The following is a 16,405-nucleotide window of genomic DNA, read 5'->3' on the forward strand; positions in this document are numbered from 1 at the left end:
CAAGCCCATGGTTGACCGCTATATCCGCGAGGTCAACTTGCACATGGCTCGGCAGTTACCGGAAAAGAAGTCCAAGACGGGCTTGGCTCCGAAGGAACCAAGCCCAGCGCTACCGTCGACAACGAGCCATCAGCAGGGTCAACCCCCGACGCGCACACCGCGTCGAAGCCCGAACGACCCATTGCGTCGCAAGGGAGGGCAGTCGTGATGGAGTCGTTCGACAAGACCGCGCTGCGCAAGGCCCTTGACGCCATCCCCTGGCTGGCCTGCGGCATTCCGGACACGCTGGTCGTTGACAACGGCCTGGACCTGGCGTCCCACGGCGTGCAGGACGCGTGCACGGCGCTAGGCATCCATCTCGTCTTCACGCCACCACGCAGCCCTTGGTACAAGGGTACCGTCGAGCGCGCCGGCGGGACCCTCAACACCCGCTTCATCCACTGGCTGCCCGGCACCACGCTGGGACAGGCGACCGCGGACCTGCAGTACGACGGCCGCGAGCACGCGACGCTCCTGGACGACCACTTCGAGCTGCTGCTCGAGCAGTACATCCGCTCGGTGCACAACCAGGCGAGGCGGCGCGGGAAGGAAGGTACCGTGGCGTGGCGCTATGCCAGCGGCATTGCCGACTGGCCAGTGCGGGTGCCCGCGTCGATGGACGAACTCGATGCGGCCTGCGCCTTGACCCGTACTGCCGTGCTGCGGCAGACGGGGCTGACCTTCCTCGGTCTGCAGTACCAGAACGACACGCTTGGGGCGCTCTGGAACCGCGTGCCGGCCGGGACCCGGTTGACCTTCAAGGTCAACCCGCTGAACCTGCAAAACATCAAGGTCCTCAAGCCGGTGACCCAGGAAATCCTGTCGGTGGACTGCGTCTCCGACTTCACCTGGCCGCGCACGCTCTCGTACCACGTGGCCGTGCGCCAGCAGGCCCGCATCATGGGGCTCAACACGGCCGACAAGGCGGGTCTGTCCGCGGCCGAGCAAGCGCTCAAGCGTGCCATCGCTGAGGCGACGGCCAGCTCCAAGAAGACCTTGCGCCACATGCAGGCCGAACTGCACCGTCAGGCCCTCGCCGCCGAAGCGCGGGAGGCACAGGCCGAGGCGACGGCCGCGGCGGCGGGTCTCGACGGCGACGACGTCGTGGGCATGGTCTTCGGGGAGGCGCCGTGACGGACACCGCTTCCGGCCTCGACCTGCCAGACGGCTCGCTGCGGCCCGTCTATCAGTTCCTGTGCGCGCTGTTCGTGGTGACGCGCCGGCATGGCGTCGCCCTGGCGGCCATGATGCGCCTCTTCAGGGCCTCGCCCTACACCGTCAGCCACCAGGGCTTCGCGCTCTTTGGCGAGTCCGGTGCCGGCAAGTCGTCGACGCTTCGTCACTTCAAGGCCCAGCTTCGTCAGGCCCTGGGGCTGTCCGAGACCGACCCCGACCCGCTGCCCTGCATCTCGGTGACCGCGACCATGACGCCGAAGGACCTGATGGTCGAGTTGCTCAAGGCCTGCGGCGACCCGGTGCCCGCCAGTGGCACCCGCGCCGAGCTGATTGCGCGCTTCAAGGTCCTGGCGCCACACGTGACTGCTATCCGCGGCATCGCCCTGGACGAGGCCCACCACGCCTTCGAGGCCAAGAACGGCAAGGACAAGGTCCAGATGGCGCTGACGCTGAAGGACGTGGTCTCGGCCTTCCCCAAGCCCATCATCGCGATGGGGCCCATGGTGCTCGAGCAATACCTCGATGCGGCCGATGGCATGCCGATGCGCTTCGAGCGGCGCGAGTTCCTGGAGGACATGCGGCTGGACCTGGCCGACGACATGTACGACCTGCGCGCGGTTCTCAAGGCAATGGACGAGGCACTACCCAGCGAGCCGGGCTGGTCGCTCGTGTCGCCGGAGATGGTCAAGCGCCTCTACCTCGCTGGCCGCGCGTCCTTCGGCCGCATCGTGACCCTAGTGCAGCGTGCTTGCCTGCACGGCCTGATGAACGGTGCCGAGCGCGTTGGTCAGGCGCACTACAGCGCGGCCTGGCTCGAGGTGGCGCCGCGCCGCCAGCGCAGTGACAAGTACGACCCCTTCAAGCTCGACATCGCCACGGTGCACGCGCTGGCCAACCAGCTGAGCTCCAAGCTGCGCGAGCGCGAGTGACTCTGACCCTGTGGCGGCCCGCGCGACGGCGTGGGCCGGTTCTCTCATGACGTCTGTCCTTCAACCCACTTCTTCCTTCGTGCGCTGCCGCGGGCTGCTGCCCGGCGAGAGCCTCGCGAGTTTTGTGCAATGGCACTGCACGCACAACGTGGTGCCGCGCCTGTCGACGATATTCGGTCTCCTCGCACGCACGGGGGGCACCCCTGTGCGCAGCCTGCATGAACTGGCGCTGAGCCCAGCCAGCGTGCGCGCTTTGGAACGGGTCACTCGGCAGCCCTCTGGTGCGCTCGGCCACCTGCAGCGCAAGGTGCTGCGCGCAGCCGTCGAGGATGGCTACGAGGACCGTCTCGTCGATGGCGCTTACGAGTGGCCGGAGTACACCCGTACCCGGCGCGTTCAGGCGGTATGCCCTGTGTGCCTTCACGAGACCGGCTACGCATTGGCTTGCTGGGAATACGTGCAGGCGCCCGTATGTTTGCGCCACGGGGTGCAGCTCGTCGACCACTGCGAGGACTGTGGCGCCCTCATCAAACTCGACCGGCCGATGCTGCTGCACTGTGAAGGCTGCGCCCGTCCGCTCGAGCGTGCCAGGTCGGCTCCCGTCGATGAGCTCCAGCTCGAAGCCGCGCGGCGGGTTCAGGCGTCCAAGTCGCTGGCCTTAGGCACGTCCAGCGAGAACCTGCCCATCGAACCCCATGACCTGAGCGGGCTGCTGCGTCTGTTGTCGCTACCCAAGCCCGGGGAACCGGTGACCTGGGGCCTCAAGGGAGACCTTGAGGCCGTTGCGGTCGAGAGGCGTCTGGGCGCACTGCGCCGGCTCGGGCAGACGTTGGTCGGCTCGCGGATTGACTCGGGGCTGCTGCGCGCCGAGGCTCTGCGCCGCTGGGTTTACGCGCCGCTTCTGCCTGCGAGCGAGCGGACTCGACTCCTGCGTGAAGCCTGCGAAGCCGTCGCACTGCCGCCGGACGTCACAGCCATGGTGTGCTGGGACCGGGAGTCAGTTCCGCTCCCGACGGCGGTGGAGTTCTTCAAGCCCGACTCGCTGCCGTGCATCGTCGACATTCAGCAACTCGGTCACCGGCTCGGCCTGTCCCGCGCGGACTTGCGCACGCTCATGGCCGAGGAGGCGGTCTCCGAGAACAAGCCGAAGGACTTCGGCTTCGACATGGATGACGTACTGCGGTTGGAGCGGGCGTTGGGCGAGATGCTCTCGCTCGACCATGCAGACCAGATGCTGGGCTGGCCGGGGTTGGCGGCAGAGCTCGTGTCAATGCGGCTTGTGGTCAGTGTGACCCACCAGTCTCAGGAGATAACCCTGCATCCACGTAGCGTGAGTCGGCTCTACGAACTCATTCAGGAGCGACTGGGGGCGACGAAGCCTGGTCCGGCAAGTGCGGCGACCCTGGCCGAAGTTGCGCGGGCACGAGGGCTGGACGCGCGCCAGGTGGCCTGGGCCCTGACTCAGGTCATTGGAGGCAGTTTGCCGGCGCAAGGGTGGGAAGCGCCATACCGACTCACCTCTGTGCGGGTGTGTGCAGAGCAGCTGAAGCCCGTGCCCGACAGTCCGGCCTCGTCATGCTGAGGTTGGTTGCCGAAGGGTCAGGAGGGACGTTCCTGGCGCCCAACAAGGTCATCGTAGAGATTCACAGCCGTGTCGGTACGCGCTTAGCCGATTACTGGATTCAAGCCCTTGACGTGTTCGGCGTTCCTCTGGAAGAAGGCTGCTTGCACCGCTACCCGCGATGGAGTGAGCCGCTCTTCGGCTTCGCGGCACGGTGCCTGGCCGCGTTGCCCGGTGGCGCCGGCCCGCTGGGCCGACTGAGCGACGATGGGGGCTATGCGAATGCGGTCATGCGCGGCGGACGAACCCTCGCGCACATGACAGGCCAGGTTCGAACACGCGAGCTCATGGGACCGCCAAGGACATGGTGCCGAACTTGGCGAGACGCGCTGTGCCGACAGGCCTATGGTTCGCCAGCGATGCCCGCCTACCCCGAGCCCACTCGCCTGCCGCGTTTCAGGTCATCGGCAGCGCGCCGCTACCGCCTCTACGACGCGCCAGTTGAAGCCCGTGACGCCCTTGGCTATGGGGTGGCGGGAGTAACGCTCTGGGACACGGAGCGATGCGGGACTCACGCTATCGGCGGTCACTGCGCCCTTTCGGAAAGAGGGGGACGACGTTGGGGGGCAGAGCCAGTTCACCATTGAGACGGGCCGTTCGGCGCTCGGCCACGATGGCGCCGGCCTCGCGTCCGGCATGGACCTCCCTGGGTGGCATGCGACGCCCAATGGGTCGCCGGCCTTCGGCGTGGTCCAGCGCCTCCATTACGTCCGTGTTCACGAGGTTCACGTAGACCTCGGCCATCTTGGTCGTCTTGTGCCCGAGAACCAGCCGGAGCTCATGCGCGTTCAGGCCGGCACGAGCGTAGAACGTAGCGCCCAGATGCCGCAGGTCCGCGAAGCGCAGCCAGTGCAAATCAGCCTTGTCGCGGACACCCTCCCATGCGAGCTTGACGGCGTTCTTGCTCATGGAGAACACATACGGCGTGCCATTCCTTGGCACCGACCTCAGCAGTTGCACGGCGCGTTGCGACAGGGGCAGCGTCACTTCCCGCCCCTTGGCCCAGACGTGCACCTCCCGCGTCGCGAGGCTGACCTTGTCCCATTCGAGTTTCAGCAGCGAACCGCGTCTCATCGTGCTGACCAGCGCCAGTTCGACCATGGGCCAGAACTGGGGGTTGTCGCACTCGGTCAAGGCCTGGACGAGGCGCTCCTCTTGGTCCGGGGTGAGCCGCACGAAACGGTGAGTCGACTGACCGAGGGCGATGCCGACCACGGGATTGCGATAGCCCTCCCAATGCCACTCGCGGATGGCGACATTGAATGCGGCCTTGAGCAGGGCCAGTTCCTTTTGCACCGTGCTCGGGCTCAGGCCCTCGGCCTTCATCGTCGTGGCCAGCGTGCGCAGCTGGCTGGTCGTGAGGTCTGCACATCGCGTGGAGCCGATGGCGCGTATCAGCTCGTAGGTGCGGGTTCGTCGATAGCGACGCTTGCGCAGGTGCTCTTGCCAGCCGGTTGGCATGTTCTCGCCAATCGGCGACCCTTTGGGTACGAGACAGAGCGCCTCGTCCCTGAGCTCGCACGCGAGGGGCGGCAGCCCGGCGCCGATGAGGTAATGGTTGATGCGGGTGAGTTCCGCGTCTCGGCCGCCTTTGACCAGGGTGAACTCGTGCGCGTAGCGCAAGAGCACGTCGGCCACGCGCGCCACTTCAGGCCCTCCCAGTTCTGGTTGTGTCATGCCCGCCCCATTTCTGTATGCCATGGACGCCGGAATCTACGAGGTCGTCAGCGCAAGCCTGCGACTCGAGGTCGAATGCCCGAGGCGAAAACACAGGTAGGTATATGCGCATGTTTGCGGACGCGCTGACTACGCTGACCGGACGGTGGCCCAAGGCGCTCAGGCCTGAATCGTCGTTTCAGCAAGGCGCTGCGCCCGATGTGCGCGACCCGGTTTCTCGTGCGAGCCAGGGGCTCCCGCTGTCCTGCGCGCAGGCTGGGCGACGTGCAAATACGGCCGCGACGCGGCTCGCTTACCAGTCCTTGGGAACGCCGTACGGGTCCTTCGGGAAGCTGAGCTTTGCCTTCACTGCCATCTCGCGGGGAATGAGCACCAGGCTCCGTGCGTCGCGAAGCCCTGCGACGACCTCTGCCTCCAGTCGCGCCAAGCGTTCAGCGACGACGTCCGACCCAGAGGTCGACGTCCGGCTGCTGTGCGAATGCTGGGGCGAGATGGTCATGCCGCGGCATCATAGAGCGCGGCCAAGCGGCCGGCACAGTGCGACCCGCTCTGATGTTGACGCCCGTACCTGCACGAAGCCTCGGCGCCAGCGGCTGCGGCGACGAGAGCACACCCAGCGAGCCTGCGCGCGTGGTACGGGAGGCAATGGGAGACTGCTGGCACTTGAGCGCCTGGGCGGCAGCGGACCCCGTGGCGACTACGTCTGGCTGTCGGCTGTCCCGCTGCCAAGGCCGAACTGTCCGGTCAGCACCGTCAGCAACCGGTCCTGGGCGGCCGGGTCCAGAAGCCCCTTGCAGCCGTCGACGGCCACAAGGTGGTGGCGGGACTCGTCCGTGGTCCACAGGATGGTGTCGTCGTCCACCGCTAGCCATGCCGCTGGCCGCAGCCACTGCGCATGCAACCGAACGATGTCGGACTTGTTCAGGCGCCAGTAGTCCTGGTTGCTCAAGGGATGCTGTCTCGGTCCGCGCTGCAAGCGCGTCGTGAGGTCCTCGTAGGTATAGCCGAGGACCCGGCTCGCCAACGAAGGGCCAAGCGCCTCGAGGACGGTCGGCAGCCCCTTGGCCCAAGGTTGCGTCGACGTCAGGACGATGCGCGCCTGGGGCCACGCCCGGAGCGCGCGTTCCAGCACCGGCACCGCCTCGTAGGGCCGATGGCCGTCGTCCCACGGGGAGCGTCCCTCAATCAACTCGTAGAGCGACGCACTGGGGTGCAGCACGCCCGACACCCCGAGGTACACCACCTGCAGCGTGTCCGGGGCCAGGCCACCGTACAGACCGGGCCGATTGAGCTGGAGGTCCTCGCCGCGCGCGCGACTCGGTGCATGGGCCGCGAGCGGCTCTGGACTGTGGTTGGCCGACCAGGTGTTCAAGGGTTCCTCCATGGGCGACGGGTCACCAGCGGCCCGGGTGCTCGTCCAGGTAGCGGCGCGCCGCCTCGATGTGGGCGGGGGTCAGGAACGGCCAGCTCTTCACCAGGCGTTCCCAGTCCTCGCCGGCATCGACGCACGCCAGCAGCGTGCGGATGGGCAGACGCGACCCGGCGAAGACCGGCACGCCGCGCATGACCCCCGGGTCGGCATGGATGGCCGGCAGCGGCGGCTCGTTCATGGCGCGTTCCCTCCGGCAAGGCGCGTCTCGGCTGGCTCGACGACCTGTCCGTTGACGAACACGCATCCGTCCTTGACCTCGATGAGGACCGGCCCGAACCGGCCCTCCCAGAGATAGCGTTGGACACCTTCGGAGGCCAGCGGCAGGTCGGCCTGGGCCGACGGTGCTTGGCGGGTGAGGATTTCGGGCAGTAGCGGGGCGTTCACGGCGACGAGGGCTCCGCAGACCTCGCCGCTGCCGGCGGGTCTACGAGGAAGGGTTGTGTTGGGGTTTCAAAGCCAGCGCAGCAGGCGGCGCGCCCAGCTGGGCACCCGGTCGGGTTTGGGCTGATAGTGCTGGCGGTAGACGGATGGATGCATGTCTGACTCCCGAGGCAGTGAGACTGTACGGCCATACAGCACTGGCTGCAATACCAGCTTTTGCATCACCAATCGGTCTCGATAGCCCCTCCCCTACGGCCCGAATCTGCCTGGCGTCTATGGAAAGCTAAACGACCGCACAATAACTATAGAGGACCAATATAGTTATTTCATGACAATATCTTAGAAGCGCTTTCTAATGCTAAACATCATGTGTTGAGGGCGCCAGGTCCACGCTCTGTTCGACCCCCGCGGGGCCGTGCGCTACCGCTCCTCGGGGCTTCTCCAGCGCCTCAGCAATGCCAGAGGGTCGGGCTCGCCGATGAGCGCACGTGCCTTCTCCAGCCGGTCGGCAACCAACGGCCGTTCGGTCTCGTCCAGTCCCGCAAGAGCCTCCTCCATCGCGGCAAAGTAGCTGCGGATGCCCTGAGCTTCGTTCCACGCCGCAATGGCGGCCAAGAGGTCCTTGCGGGCGTCCTGGCGCGCCTGGGCGCGGCGGGCGCGCTCGGCCTCTTGGCGCTGCCGCTTCCATTGAGCCTCCCAGGCAATGCGTTCGGCTTCCGCTTTCCTGTCTGCCTCTGCGTTGCGCGTGGCCAGTTCGGGGCCGGCACTCTCGAGCTCACGCACCACCTGGGGAATCATCCCGACGAGCTCGCCGGGCTTACGCTCGCGCCATTGCTGGGTCCACGGGACCCGCGAGCGGGGCGAGTAGGCCTGCAGGCACAGGCGTCCCGATGCGTGATAGCGGTGCGTGCGCCAGTGGACCGGCTCTTTGTAGCGGCGCAGCTGGGCGGGGCTCAGACTGCGCACCGGAAGGTAGCCGCGGTCGACGTAGACCATCTCGACGTTCTCGGTGACCTCAAACAACGTCAGCCCGATGGGCACCGCGCCGATGTAGACCAGCGTCAGCCGGTCCGGTACCCATGGACGCTCGCAGTACGTGCCCTTGGGCGTCGGCTCGCGTGAGACGACCTCCGCGCGTTGCATGTGCTGGTACGCATTCGGGGGTGCGAAGGTGACTCGATGCCCCTTGGCCTCCAGCGTCTGGAACAGCTGGTTGGCCGCATCCAGGGCCCCATCCAGCGCGGCTTCGGACACCACGATGTCGACCAGCATCCGCTTGAAGGGCCTCAGCAAGCCGTCCTCGTGGCTGCTGCGGGTTTTCAGGAAGAACGGACGGACGCCGGCGACCAGCTCGTGCGGCTTGTCGCGTACCAGCTTTCTGCGCAGGCGCGAGCCGGGCACGCTCTTGTCGGATTCGGGGACCGCGACGGCACGGGGCCGGTGGGTCCCGATGGTGCTGCCGAGGGTCCAGGATTCCACATCCCCAGGAAGCGCCGGCGGCAATGACGGCCGCTCCTGCGCCTTGCCGACTTCGAGCTGCGCCCAGTAGCCCCGTGGAGGCCGAGGCACCCGCAGTTCAGTGCAAACCCGGGCCATGTAGCTAGAGGACACGCCGAGCCGCTCAGCGATGTGCAGCATGGGCTCTTTCCAGACCAGCTCGTAGAGCTGCTCGCGCGAGAGTGGCACCTCGGCCTTTGGGCCGTCGCGCGCCTGCGGCGGGGCGGATTCAGCAACGCTTTCGGTCATGGCCTCCAGCTTTCGGGTCCTTTGCGCCCAAAAGAATAGCGCGGCAGCATGCTGAAACGTGCTTCCGGGCGGCGCACGCAATCAGCCGGCAGGCACCAGCATCATCAAAGGCCAGTGGAATCCGGCGGCGACTCAGGCGCGTTGACCTTCGGCGTCTGGGGCGTTAGAACTGCTCTCCATGGCCGAACCCAAGCCCTTGACCCCTGACGAGCTGGAACGCCTGTTGGCTGACCTCGATGAGGGTGCCTACGACGATTTGCTCGTCCCGCCGGGCGACCAGGCGGCTCCGACGGGCAAGTTCGCCGACGTCAAGCCGTTCGACGTTCGCGCCTGGGCCGAGCGGCGGGGCATCAAGCTTCCCAGCCGCTGACCACTTTGGAGCGTAGCGACCTGCCGCGTGAGGCGGCGGCAGCTTCGGGACTGAACAGCGACGGCGGTCACCGTGCCCAAGCTGGGCACCGACCACTTGGACCTGGCCCGTTGACGTGAAGAACCCAACTTGCGCAGCGCATCCACGATGCCGCAGAAATGTCTCTGTAAATCAACGACTTACGGCGTTGCAGCCTTTAGCTTGCCATCAGGCCCGGGTTGCGACTCTTAGCTTGTGAGGCCCAATGTGGGCCCGCGTAAGTCGTTGATTAGTAAGGGGCGCCGTCAGCGGGATGAGCTTGTGACGACACTGAGAGAACGGCGTGATAGTCAGCGAACAACAAGTTCGAGACCGCGGCCCCTCTCCGTCGCAACATGATCGAAACCTGCTGCGTGAGCAGAAGAGTTCGACTTTGTTGTTCAAGCAGCATATTCAGAATCTTCTGCAGGCTCTGGCCGAGGGTCGCACTCAAGGCCTCCAGCAACTGGGCCATCATCTCCAAGTGAACCATTGAGGCCTCGTCGACAAAGAGCAAGTCGACATCCAGCGGATTCTCTGCGTCGTGTCGGAAGCGTCGAGTCCCGGGCTGCGTACCGAGCAGCGAGTGCAGCGTTCGCGCAGAACCGAGCGAACTGGCCCAGCGTTCCAGCCCAAGCGATGCAGCGAGAGGATCGCCCAAGCCCTGAAGTGCGTTGCTGATGGACTGCCGAAGCCGCGCCGCAGCCTTTCCAGTGGGCGCGGCCATCGCCACGCGCATAGGCTGCGGTCCTGTGTGCAATGTCTGCAACAGGACCAGCAGGCGCGCTGCCGTATACGTCTTTCCGGTGCCCGGACCGCCCGTTATCAAGGTCAGGCGGCCACGGAGGGCCAGAGCGCAGGCGATCTTCTGCCAATCGAGCCCCTCGGTGGCCGGCCTTGGCTCAAAGAGGCGGTCCAGCAGAGCGCGCGCCACGCCCTTGTTGATTTCGTCGGAGAGTCCAACCGCACGTGTACGAATCTGCGCTGCCACGCGCGATTCATAGCGCCAGTAGCGTCGCAGGTAGAGCAACCCGCCTGACTCCACCAGGGGCGACGCGCCCGTTTCGTCGACCGGTTCCAGCTCGACTGCCGCAGCGTCGCGCCATTCGTGATGCCGCGCCACGGCATCTATGGGCCAACAGCCTAGTGCGGCACGCAGTTCTTCAACCGATTCAGGTGGCCAGGACAGAAGAACGTGCGGGTCAGCCAAAACATCCGCGATCGGCAGTCCGCTGTGGCCACGGCCTTCCAGGTGCGCGGCCAACGCCGCGGCCAGTAGAAGGCTCGCCGGCGTGTCGGCATCCAGTTCGTGAATGAAGCGCGCGAATGCCGCGTCCAGCCGGCGCAACCAGCCGGCATCGCGCCAGCCGTCGAGCCGCTGCAGTATCTCGGTGGGCGTCATGCGGCCTCCCCCGTCGTCGCGCAGGCGCCGGACGGCAGCACCCCATCCAGTTCGTTCAGCACGGCCAACGGCGGCGCCATGTGGCAGCAGCCGGCGGTATGGCTGTGCACGCCGCGCAGGAACAGGTAAATCGCACCGCCCAGGTGATGCTCAGGCGCATAGGCCGCACCCAAGCGAGTACGCAGCAGCCTGTGCAGGGCCAGCAGGTAGATGGCAGCCTGCACGTCGTAGCGGTGCTCGAGCATGGCAGCCTCCATCGCTTCCTGCGTGTAGTCGGCATCGCGCGATCCCAAAGTGTTCGATTTGTAGTCCAGCACCCAATAGCGGCCTTCGTGCTCGAACACCAGATCGGCGAAACCCATCAGCATGCCCTTGAGCTCACGCTCGGGCAGCGTGGGCCGGAGCCGGCCCGCCTGCAGGTGCCGCCGGCACAGGCTGTCGATCAGGCCTGCCTGCAGTCCGTCGCTGGGAAACCAGAACTCCATCTCGGGTGCGAGCGTGCTCAGCGCCGCGAGCGGCACCCCCAGCGCCGGCAGCGGGGTCGTACAGACCCGACGCATCCAGGCCACGACATCGTCGGCACGATGGCCCCAACCCTGCCGCTCACAGCGCCTGACTAACGCGCGCTGCAGGTCGTCCGACCCGTCCAGCGCGAATCGCTCCGCCGCTAGCCACTCCAGCTGGTCGTGCAAGAAGTTACCGGCCAGGGCACCGCGGGGGAAGCGATGCCAGGCCTGGCCGCCCGGCTTGCCGGGCACAGCAGCGGCTACAACTTCGCTGGGTTCATCGTCACGGACGACGCGCGCCGGCACCGAACCCGACCCGGCCGGCCCCCATGCCGCGTCGCGCACCAGCGCCGAGTAGCTGCTGATGGCCCACTCGCGGTCGAACTGCGCGGTGAAGACCGGAGGCTGCGCCAGGGCCGGCAGTGTTTCGCGCCGCTGCAGTGCCGTGACAGACGGCAGCGGCAGCCCCTCGGCCGCCGGCACCTGCTCAACAACGACGCCCTGGCTCGCGGTGGCGAAGGCCAGCACGCCGTGGATGCGCTGCTCCGGCGGCTGCGGGGCGGCGCCCGAGAGCAGATAGCCGATGGCGCTGCGGTGCCAGACATAGGACTTGCCGGGGCCCACCTGCAGGCCGGACAGTCCGACCCACAGCGCATGCCGTGCGCGGGTCAGCGCGACGTAGAGCAGTCGCAGCTCTTCGCGCTGCCTCTCGGTCTCAGCCACGATCAGCTGGGTCGGGGTCGGCGACAGCACCAGGCTGCGGCCACCCTGACCGCCGGGCCCACCGTCCGTTTCGCCCCCGGAAGGCAGCAGCAACACGGCGTCCTTTGCGCTCTCGCCAGCCGTGATCAGCTCGCGGAAGTGCGCCGCGAAGGGCAGGAACACCAGGGGGTACTCCAGGCCCTTGGACTTGTGCACAGTGACCACCTTCACCAGGTCGGCCTCGCTTTCCAGGCGCAGCACAGCGTCGTCGCTGCCATTCAGGCCCTCGGCAGCTTCGGCGACCCGGCCACGATAAAGCGCGACCTTCAGCGCACTCGCGGCGACACTTAGCTAGGTGGACCACGAGCCGTTGCAAGGAGGCAACGACGGAATCTTCAGAACTTGTTGCGCCCTGGGACGCGCGGCAGAAGATTTTGACTATGTTGTCGTGTCGACTCGTCGCAGCAAAATCGAAACGAGGCCAAAAAAGTCCTTCAAAATCAACGGTTTCGAAGTTCAGACTTTGTTGTCACCTGACTGTGATGCACGCCACGTGATCGGCGTCGCATGAACCAAACAAGAACGGGCCCCTGGGGGCCCGTTCTTCTTGCATCTGGCGGAGTCGGAGGGATTCGAACCCTCGATGCAGGTTTTGCCCGCATACTCCCTTAGCAGGGGAGCACCTTCGGCCACTCGGTCACGACTCCGGCGAAGTCCCGCATTCTAGCCGCGAACGCGGCCGTTCTCGACTTCAGGCCGAGGCCTGATCGAGATCGAACGCCTTGTGCAAGGCACGCACGGCGAGCTCCATGTACTTCTCGTCGATTACCACGCTGGTCTTGATCTCGCTGGTGGTGATCATCTGGATGTTGATGCCCTCCTCGCTGAGCGAGCGGAACATCTTGCTCGCCACGCCAACGTGCGAGCGCATGCCGATGCCGACGATGCTGACCTTGCAGATCTTCGGGTCGCCGGTCACTTCGGCCGCGCCCGTCTTCGGCACCACGGCCGACTTCAGCAGGTCGAGTGTGCGCTGGTAGTCGTTGCGGTGGACGGTGAACGAGAAGTCGGTCTTGCCGTCGTGCGACACGTTCTGGATGATGACGTCGACGTCGATGTTGGCATCGGCCACCGGCCCGAGGATCTGGAAGGCGATGCCGGGCTTGTCGGGCACGCCCAGCAGGCTGATCTTGGCTTCGTCGCGGTTGAATGCGATGCCGGACACGACGGCTTGTTCCATCTTCTCGTCTTCCTCAAAGGTAATCAGCGTGCCCGAGCGGGCCTCTTCCTCGATGGCGATGTCCCAGGGCGTGAAGCTCGAGAGCACGCGCATCGGCACGCGGTACTTGCCGGCGAACTCCACGGAACGGATCTGCAGCACTTTCGAACCGAGGCTGGCCATCTCCAGCATCTCCTCGAAGCTGATGGTGTGCAGCCGGCGCGCCTCGGGGACGATGCGCGGATCGGTGGTGTAGACGCCGTCGACGTCGGTGTAGATGAGGCACTCGTCGGCCTTCAGTGCCGCCGCCACGGCGACTGCCGAGGTGTCGGAGCCACCGCGGCCGAGCGTGGTGATGTTGCCCTCCTCGTCGACACCCTGGAAGCCGGTGATGATGACCACCTTGCCAGCCTCGAGGTCGGCGCGCACGCGCTGGTCGTCGATGCTCTGTATGCGCGCTTTCGTGTAGGCGCTGTCCGTGGCGATCGGCACCTGCCATCCGGCATAGCTGACCGCCGCCATGCCCTCGGCCTGCAACGCAATCGCGAGCAGACCGACCGAAACCTGCTCGCCGGTGGAGGCGATCATGTCGAGTTCGCGCTGCAGTTCGGGCGAGGTCGCCGCGGGCGACAGCTCCTTGGCCAGCGCCAGCAGGCGGTTGGTCTCGCCGCTCATGGCCGACGGCACGACCACCATCTGGTGCCCTGCCCGCGCCCACTTGGCGACACGCTTGGCGACGTTGCGGATGCGCTCGGTCGAGCCCATCGACGTGCCGCCGTACTTGTGAACGATGAGTGCCATGGAGAGACTGGATCGCGGTGATTGCTCGAAGGGGGTCACGCCGCGCTCGTGAACCGCGCATTCTATCCGGGCGGTTCGCCCTCCCAGCTCAGCTCGACCAGCGCCTGTCCGGGCAGGCCGATCACACGGGCGTCGAGGCCGAGGCCGGGCACGTAGACGAGTTGGCCGCCGCTGAAGAGAAGTGGCCCTTCGCGCTCCCAGGCAGGAACGCCCATCGCCTGGTACTGCTTCTTCAGGCTTCGCGGAGGACGCCCCACGCCTGCCTGGAACTGCTCGCCGCCCGCGCGCCCGCGCAGGTCGACTCGGGCCAGCCAGGCCAGCGGCACGCCGCCCTCCCTCACACGACGCACGCTCAGCACGCCGCCCCAGCCCGGCAGGACATGGCGGCCAGCACGGCGGATACACAAGCTGGCCTCGCGAGCGGTCTCGGAGCGCGACGACGCTCCGTCCGGCCACCAGCTCAGACACCCTCGGTAGATGCGCAACCAACCGCCCTCGGCCGGCCACGCGCCCTGCCCGGCATGCGGCAACTCCTCCATGAGGCGCGTGACGAGGCTGGCAGCAGCCGGACGCCCGAGTTGCGCGCGCAGCCAATGGCGCAGCGCGTTGGCTCGCCGCGCGGGGCTCGCCCCCGCCCAGCGCGCGACGGCGAGACCATGCACATCGGCCATCTCGGCGAGGTCGATCGCCGCCAGTTCGTCGAGGCAGACCGTCGCCTGCTGCGCCCAGGCCGCGGTGTCGGCCAGCGCCACCATGGCGTGCGGAAAGGCCGACTCGAGGGCCGGCCATACCTGCAGGCGCAGCCGGTTGCGCGTGAAGCGCGGGTCAGCGTTGCTCTCGTCGTCGATGTGGCGCAGCCGATGTCGGCGCACATAGGCCGCAATCGCCTGCGGTTCCTGGTCGAGCCAGGGTCGAACCCAGTGGATGCCGTCGCGCTCGGTTTCGCGCGGCATGCCGGCCAGCCCCGCGACGCCGCCGCCACGCAGGGCCTGGATCAGCACGGTCTCGGCCTGGTCCAGGCAGTGGTGCGCGAGCAGCACGGTGTCGGCACCCTGCTCCATCGCCATCTGGCGCAACGCGCGGTAGCGATGCTTGCGCGCCCAGGCTTCGATGCTCTCGTTTCGTTCGGGGCAGCCCTGCAGGCGAGCGACCAGCAGCCTGACCTCGAAGCCACGGCGGGACCAGCGTCGGCACTGGCTCTGGCAATGTGCCAACCAGGCGTCCGCATTCGGACTCAGCCCGTGATGCACGTGCAAGGCCAGCACCTCGAGGCCCAGCGGCTGCGCCGCCACGAGCGTGGCATGCAGCAGCGCCGTGGAGTCTCGCCCGCCGCTCCACGCGACGGCGATGCGTTCCCGATCCACCGCGGCTGCGGCCGAGTGCCTCAGCGCTCCTTGCTGTCGGTGTAGCGGCCGTAGGCCTGCAGCCGCTCGTAGCGTCGCTGCAGCAATTCCTTGGGCTTCAGGTCGCTGACCTGGCGCAATGCGTCGTTCAGCGCACGCTTGAGGAACGAGGCCATCTGCTTGTGGTCGCGATGCGCGCCGCCAACCGGCTCGTTGACGATCTTGTCGACCAGTTGCAGCGCCTTCAGTCGATGCGCGGTCACCCCCAGCGCCTCGGCGGCATCCGACGCACGTTCGGAGGTCTTCCACAGAATCGACGCGCAGCCTTCGGGCGAGATCACCGAGTAGATCGAGTACTGCAGCATCAGCGTCTGGTCGCCCACGCTGATGGCCAGCGCGCCGCCCGAGCCGCCCTCGCCGATGATGGTGCAGATGATCGGCACCTCGAGCTGCGCCATCTCGAAGATGTTGCGCCCGATCGCCTCGGACTGACCCCGCTCTTCGGCGCCGATGCCCGGATAGGCGCCAGGCGTGTCGACGAAGGTGAACACCGGCAGGCCGAACTTCTCGGCCAGCTTCATCAGCCTCAGCGCCTTGCGGTAGCCCTCGGGGCGCGACATGCCGAAGTTGCGCTGAGCGCGCTCTTTCGTGTCGCGGCCCTTCTGGTGGCCGAGCACCATGCAGGGCTGGCCGTTGAAGCGCGCCAGACCGCCGACGATGGAGAGGTCGTCGGCAAAATGGCGATCGCCGTGCAGTTCCTGGAAGTCGGTGAAGATCTCGGCCACGTAGTCCAGCGTGTAGGGGCGCTGCGGGTGGCGCGCGATCTGCGTCACCTGCCAGGGTGTCAGGCTGGAGTAGATGTCCTTGGTCAGCTGCAGGCTCTTCTTGCTCAGGCGGTCGATCTCTTCCGAGATGTCGACGGCCGACTCGCTCTGCACGTAGCGAAGTTCCTCGATCTTGGACTCGAGTTCAGCGACCGGCTGCTCGAACTCCAGGAAATGACGTTTGCTCATGGGTGGGTTTCCTCCGCCTCGTGCGGCTGT

At 66.8% G+C, this 16,405-nt stretch carries 15 protein-coding genes and 1 tRNA gene; 4 read left to right on the forward strand and 12 right to left on the reverse strand.

From position 1 onward, the window contains the following. Positions 1-204: 204 nt before the first annotated feature. From Q0599_RS11185 to Q0599_RS11195, 3 genes are read left to right on the forward strand one after another with little or no spacing between them, the layout of a single operon-like run. A complete protein-coding gene (locus Q0599_RS11185; protein ID WP_298829464.1) occupies positions 205-1,173 on the forward strand; it encodes a hypothetical protein in 969 nt (322 codons plus the stop codon). Further along, entirely contained in the window at positions 1,170-2,144 is a 975-nt protein-coding gene (locus Q0599_RS11190; RefSeq protein WP_298829465.1) for an ATP-binding protein, read from the forward strand. The genes Q0599_RS11185 and Q0599_RS11190 overlap by 4 nt, the downstream gene beginning before the upstream one ends. 46 nt (positions 2,145-2,190) lie before the next feature. After that, positions 2,191-3,726, forward strand: a complete 1,536-nt coding sequence (locus Q0599_RS11195; RefSeq protein ID WP_298829466.1) for a TniQ family protein — start codon at positions 2,191-2,193, stop codon at positions 3,724-3,726. A 555-nt stretch (positions 3,727-4,281) separates the two neighbouring features. Here Q0599_RS11195 and xerC read toward each other — a convergent pair. From xerC to Q0599_RS11225, 6 genes are all read right to left on the reverse strand, one after another. Further along, complete coding sequence (xerC, locus tag Q0599_RS11200; RefSeq protein ID WP_298829467.1) at positions 4,282-5,403, reverse strand: site-specific integrase; 1,122 nt, start codon at positions 5,401-5,403, stop codon at positions 4,282-4,284. 331 nt (positions 5,404-5,734) lie between these two features. After that, entirely contained in the window at positions 5,735-5,941 is a 207-nt protein-coding gene (locus Q0599_RS11205) for a hypothetical protein (protein WP_298829468.1), read from the reverse strand. 198 nt (positions 5,942-6,139) lie between these two features. Then, the gene (locus Q0599_RS11210; protein ID WP_298829469.1) at positions 6,140-6,814 is read right to left on the reverse strand and encodes an HAD domain-containing protein; all 675 of its coding nucleotides are present in this window, start codon (positions 6,812-6,814) and stop codon (positions 6,140-6,142) included. 22 nt (positions 6,815-6,836) lie between these two features. Continuing rightward, positions 6,837-7,052 carry a DUF433 domain-containing protein gene (locus tag Q0599_RS11215; protein WP_298829471.1) on the reverse strand — a complete coding sequence of 72 codons (216 nt, stop codon included), beginning with the start codon at positions 7,050-7,052 and terminating at the stop codon, positions 6,837-6,839. After that, positions 7,049-7,258: a hypothetical protein gene (locus tag Q0599_RS11220; protein WP_298829473.1), complete on the reverse strand. Its 210-nt coding sequence runs from the start codon at positions 7,256-7,258 to the stop codon at positions 7,049-7,051. Before Q0599_RS11220 ends, Q0599_RS11215 begins: the two co-directional genes overlap by 4 nt. A gap of 417 nt (positions 7,259-7,675) precedes the next feature. Further along, positions 7,676-9,001: a hypothetical protein gene (locus Q0599_RS11225; RefSeq protein WP_298829475.1), complete on the reverse strand. Its 1,326-nt coding sequence runs from the start codon at positions 8,999-9,001 to the stop codon at positions 7,676-7,678. A gap of 178 nt (positions 9,002-9,179) precedes the next feature. Here Q0599_RS11225 and Q0599_RS11230 point away from each other — a divergent pair, with 178 nt between their 5' ends. Continuing rightward, positions 9,180-9,371: a hypothetical protein gene (locus tag Q0599_RS11230; protein ID WP_298829478.1), complete on the forward strand. Its 192-nt coding sequence runs from the start codon at positions 9,180-9,182 to the stop codon at positions 9,369-9,371. 268 nt (positions 9,372-9,639) lie between these two features. Here the strand turns inward: Q0599_RS11230 and Q0599_RS11235 are convergent, their stop codons facing one another. The 6 genes from Q0599_RS11235 to Q0599_RS11260 all read right to left on the reverse strand — a co-directional run bounded on the left by Q0599_RS11235 (position 9,640) and on the right by Q0599_RS11260 (position 16,375). Further along, complete coding sequence (locus Q0599_RS11235; RefSeq protein WP_298829479.1) at positions 9,640-10,791, reverse strand: AAA family ATPase; 1,152 nt, start codon at positions 10,789-10,791, stop codon at positions 9,640-9,642. Next, complete coding sequence (locus Q0599_RS11240) at positions 10,788-12,260, reverse strand: 3'-5' exonuclease (protein ID WP_298829480.1); 1,473 nt, start codon at positions 12,258-12,260, stop codon at positions 10,788-10,790. Before Q0599_RS11240 ends, Q0599_RS11235 begins: the two co-directional genes overlap by 4 nt. Before the next feature lie 353 nt (positions 12,261-12,613). Then, a tRNA-Ser gene (locus Q0599_RS11245) sits at positions 12,614-12,706 on the reverse strand. Between the two features lie 44 nt (positions 12,707-12,750). Then, the gene (locus Q0599_RS11250; RefSeq protein ID WP_298829482.1) at positions 12,751-14,019 is read right to left on the reverse strand and encodes an aspartate kinase; all 1,269 of its coding nucleotides are present in this window, start codon (positions 14,017-14,019) and stop codon (positions 12,751-12,753) included. Between the two features lie 62 nt (positions 14,020-14,081). Beyond that, positions 14,082-15,383 (reverse strand): tRNA lysidine(34) synthetase TilS, encoded by a 1,302-nt coding sequence (tilS, locus tag Q0599_RS11255; RefSeq protein ID WP_298829483.1) that lies wholly within the window; start codon positions 15,381-15,383, stop codon positions 14,082-14,084. A 20-nt stretch (positions 15,384-15,403) separates the two neighbouring features. After that, positions 15,404-16,375 carry an acetyl-CoA carboxylase carboxyltransferase subunit alpha gene (locus tag Q0599_RS11260; RefSeq protein ID WP_298829484.1) on the reverse strand — a complete coding sequence of 324 codons (972 nt, stop codon included), beginning with the start codon at positions 16,373-16,375 and terminating at the stop codon, positions 15,404-15,406. Positions 16,376-16,405 lie beyond the last annotated feature (30 nt).

The organism is uncultured Piscinibacter sp., assembly GCF_937952055.1.
Classification (GTDB): Bacteria; Pseudomonadota; Gammaproteobacteria; order Burkholderiales; family Burkholderiaceae_C; genus Piscinibacter.

Bases quoted from the DNA above. Each gene is read 5' to 3' on its own strand.
- Q0599_RS11195 (WP_298829466.1), top strand. From the start codon at position 2,191: ATGACGTCTGTCCTTCAACCCACTTCTTCCTTCGTGCGCTGCCGCGGG.
- Q0599_RS11205 (WP_298829468.1), bottom strand. From the start codon at position 5,941: ATGACCATCTCGCCCCAGCATTCGCACAGCAGCCGGACGTCGACCTCT.
- Q0599_RS11250 (WP_298829482.1), bottom strand. From the start codon at position 14,019: ATGGCACTCATCGTTCACAAGTACGGCGGCACGTCGATGGGCTCGACC.
- Q0599_RS11215 (WP_298829471.1), bottom strand. From the start codon at position 7,052: ATGAACGAGCCGCCGCTGCCGGCCATCCATGCCGACCCGGGGGTCATG.
- Q0599_RS11225 (WP_298829475.1), bottom strand. From the start codon at position 9,001: ATGACCGAAAGCGTTGCTGAATCCGCCCCGCCGCAGGCGCGCGACGGC.
- Q0599_RS11260 (WP_298829484.1), bottom strand. From the start codon at position 16,375: ATGAGCAAACGTCATTTCCTGGAGTTCGAGCAGCCGGTCGCTGAACTC.
- Q0599_RS11235 (WP_298829479.1), bottom strand. From the start codon at position 10,791: ATGACGCCCACCGAGATACTGCAGCGGCTCGACGGCTGGCGCGATGCC.
- Q0599_RS11230 (WP_298829478.1), top strand. From the start codon at position 9,180: ATGGCCGAACCCAAGCCCTTGACCCCTGACGAGCTGGAACGCCTGTTG.